Here is a 3,816-nt window from a genome sequence, read left to right as displayed (position 1 = left end):
CGGCACCACCGTCGGCGTACCCGTCGGGGCTGATCCGGGCATGGGGATGTCTCACTGTCTGGAGATCAACGCGATCGCGCATGGCGGTGGTGAGGACGTGCGTCTGGATGCGGCATGGTCCTGGCCGGGGGATCTTCTGGACCAGGAGCAGGTGCAGGAGCTGGCTGATCTGTGGGTCCGGATGCTGGAGGTCCTGGCCGGGCATGCGGCCCTGCCGGAGGCCGGCGGGCATTCCCCCTCCGACTTCCCCCTGGTCACCCTCGACCAGGACGAACTCGACGGACTTGAAGAAGAATTCGAGACGGAAAACGGGTGGCAGAAGTGAAGCGTTCCAAGATCGAGGACATCCTGCCCCTGTCGCCGTTGCAAGAGGGGCTCCTGTTCCACGCGCTGTTCGACGAGGACGCCGCCGACATCTACAACGTCCAGCTGGCCTTCGATCTGAGCGGTGCGCTGGATGCGGGGGTGCTGCGGCGTTCGGCGGAGGTGCTGGTGGGCAGGCATGCCAGTCTCCGAGCGTGCTTCCGCCAGCGGAAGAACGGTGAGTCGGTCCAGGTGATCGCCAAGAGCTCGGTGTTGCCGTGGCGTGTGGTCGATCTGAGTGAGTACTCCGGGGCCGGTCAGGGTGAGCGGGTGGCGCGGCTGTTGGAGGAGGAACGGGCTGCCCGTTTCGACATGGCCAGCGCGCCGCTGATGCGCTTCCTGGTGATCCGCCTCGCCCCCGACCGGCACAAGCTCGTGATCACGAATCATCACATTCTGCTGGACGGCTGGTCGACGCCGCTGGTGCTGCGGGAACTCTTCGAGCTGTACGGGCGCGGCGGGGACGACAGTGCGCTGCCCGCGCCGGTGCCTTACCGGACGTATCTGGCCTGGCTGGCACGGCAGGATCGGAGCGTAACCGAGGGGGTGTGGCGTGAAGCCCTGGCCGGCGTGGAACCGACCCGCCTCGCCCCCGTCGGCTACCGCTCAGGAACTGGTGAACGGGCGCGGACCACGGTCGAGTTGAGTTCCGTGACCAGCGCGGGGGTTAAGGAACTGGCGCGTCGGCATGGCCTGACGGTCAACGCGGTTCTGCAGAGCGCATGGGCGTTGTTGCTGGCCAGGCTGACGGGCAAGCAAGATGTTGTGTTCGGCGCCATCGTGTCGGGGCGTCCGCCGCAGGTTCCCGGTATTGAGCAGATGGTCGGTCTGCTGATCAACACGGTTCCGGTGCGTGTCCGGCTCGATCCGTCGCAGTCGCTGACCGAGTTGATGGCCCGGGTGCAGGAGGAGCAGTCCCGGCTCAGTGATCACCAATACTTGGGCTTGACCGACATCCAGCGTGCGGCCGGCCAGGGTGAACTCTTCGACACCCTCTACGTGTTCGAGAACTACCCCGTTGCCGCCGACAGCGCCGATATTCCTGGCGGATTGACGATCACCGGAGGCGAAGGCAGAGACGAAGCGCACTACCCCGTGAACCTGGCGGTGATGCCCGGGGAGAAGCTTCGACTGGACGTGGGGCACGATACAGATCTGTTCGACGTGACCACGGTCCGCCAAATGCTGGAGCGTCTGCGGCGGGTTGTCGAGGCCATGGTCGCTGAGCCGGGTCAGCGGATCGGTGACGTTGACGTACTCGACGTGCCGGAGCGTGAGCGGCTGCTGGTTGAGTTCAACGACACGGCTCGTGCGGTGCCAGAGGGTACGTTGCCGGAACTCTTCGAGGCTCAGGTGGCGCGGACCCCGGATGCGGTCGCGGTCATCTGCGGCGACGAGCGTGTCAGTTATGGCGAGTTGAATGCCCGGGCGAACCGGCTCGCTCGCGTGCTGATCGGTCACGGTGTGGGTCCGGAGCGTCTGGTCGGGCTGGCGCTGCCGCGGTCGGCGGACATGGTCGTGGCGGTGCTGGCGGTCCTGAAGGCCGGCGGCGCCTTCCTGCCCATCGACACCGACTACCCGGGCGAGCGGATCGCGTTCATGCTCCAGGACGCCAGCCCCGTGTGCGTGTTGACCACGGCGGACACCCGCCATGTGGCAGCGGGGTCGGGAGTCTCGTCCTATGACGTCCGGGACCTCGACATCGCCGCGGCCGCTGGTTCGGTGGTGAGTGGTGACCTCTCTGATGAGGAACGGCTCGCCCCGCTGAGGCTGCGGAACCCGGCGTATGTGATCTATACGTCGGGTTCCACCGGCAGGCCGAAGGGCGTCGTGGTCCCGCACACCGGACTGGGGAGCTTGGCTGCCTCGGAGATCAACCGGTTCGGTATCGGTCCTGGAAGTCGGGTTCTGCAATTCACTTCGCCGAGTTTCGACGTGTCGGTGGCCGAATTGGCCGACGTGCTGCTGTCCGGTGCGGCCCTGGTGGTGCCGGACGCGGAGGCGAGGGACGACGTGGTCGGCCGCCTGACGAGCATGGCGAAAGAGTATTCCGTCACTCACGTCTTTCTGGCCCCTAGCGTGCTGGCTGCGTTGGATGCTGCCGACCTGCCTGGGGTGGGTGTTCTCGCGATCGGTGGTGAGCCGTGTGCGCCGGATGTGATGGCGCGGTGGTCGGCGGGCCGGCGGATCTTCAACGCGTACGGCCCGACCGAGACGACAGTGGCTGTCACCCTGAGTGATGTGTTGGTGGGTGGGGTGGTTCCGCCGATTGGCCGGCCGGTGTGGAACACGCGGGTGTATGTGCTGGATGGGGGGCTGCGGTTGGTGGCTCCGGGTGTGGTGGGTGAGTTGTATGTGGGTGGTGCGGGTCTGGCGCGGGGGTATCTGAATCGTGCGGGTCTGACGGCGGGCCGGTTCGTGGCGGATCCGTTCGGTGCGGCCGGTGGGCGGTTGTATCGCACGGGGGATCTGGTGCGGTGGGGTACGGACGGGCAGCTGGAGTTCGTCGGGCGCGCGGATGATCAGGTCAAGGTCCGTGGTTTCCGGATCGAGACCGGGGAGGTCGAAACCGTTCTGGCCGAGCAGCCCGGTGTGGCTCAGGCGGCGGTGGTGGTGCGGGAGGACCGGCCGGGTGACAAGCGGCTGGTGGGTTATGTCGTTGCGGAGCCGGGTGTCGCTGCGGGTGGGGTGGATGTTGCTGCGGTGCGGGAAGGCCTGCGGGGGCGGTTGCCGGAGTACATGGTGCCCTCGGTCCTGGTCGCCCTCGAGGCTCTGCCGTTGACGGTGAACGGGAAGCTGGACCGTGCCGCGCTCCCCGTGCCGGATGTGTCGGGCATGACGTCGGGGCGTGGTCCGCGTACGGGGCGGGAGGAGGTGTTGTGCGGGCTGTTCGCTCAGGTGCTGGGGCTGGCGGAGGTCGGTATTGATGACAGTTTCTTCGCGTTGGGCGGGGACAGTATTTCCTCGATCCAGTTGGTGTCGCGGGCGCGGAGTGCGGGGGTGGAGCTCAGTCCGCGTCTGGTGTTCGAGCATCAGACGGTGGCGGCGCTGGCTGTGGTGGCCGGTGAGGCTGCTGGTGGTGTGGTCGGTGATGGTGAGGGTGTCGGTGAGGTGGTCCCGACGCCGGTGATGCGGTGGCTGGCTGAGGTTCCGGGGCCGGTGGAGGGGTTCAACCAGTCCATGGCGGTGCCCGTGCCGCAGGGGCTGGACCTGGCCGGGATCTGTGCCGGGCTGCGGGCTCTGACCGACCACCACGACGTCCTGCGCCTGCGCACGACCGGCACGGATAGCACCAGCGCGGATAGCACCAGCACCGGCGGCAGTGCTGGTGGTTGGGGGTTGGAGGTGTTGCCGGTGGGGTCGGTGCCGGTGGAGGAGTGTGTGGTGCGGGTGGATGTGGCGGGTGTGGAGGGTGAGGAGTTGGCGCGGGTGGCGTCGGTGGCGGGGGAGGCG

At 67.5% G+C, this 3,816-nt stretch carries 2 protein-coding genes; both read left to right on the top strand.

Annotation, left to right across the window (positions count from 1 at the left end; all coding sequences use genetic code 11):
- Positions 1-325, top strand: a 325-nt coding sequence (locus G6048_RS47245; protein WP_206343009.1) for a hypothetical protein, incomplete at its 5' end; no start/stop codon positions are given.
- The coding region (locus G6048_RS47240; RefSeq protein WP_165345776.1) for a non-ribosomal peptide synthetase at positions 313-3,816 on the top strand (3,504 nt) is incomplete at its 3' end. The genes G6048_RS47245 and G6048_RS47240, both read left to right, overlap by 13 nt.

Source organism: Streptomyces ureilyticus (genome assembly GCF_011045025.1).
Lineage (GTDB): Bacteria > Actinomycetota > Actinomycetes > Streptomycetales > Streptomycetaceae > Streptomyces > Streptomyces ureilyticus.
Note: the sequence above shows the minus strand (reverse complement) of the source record. Positions and strands in the feature narration are given on the sequence as shown.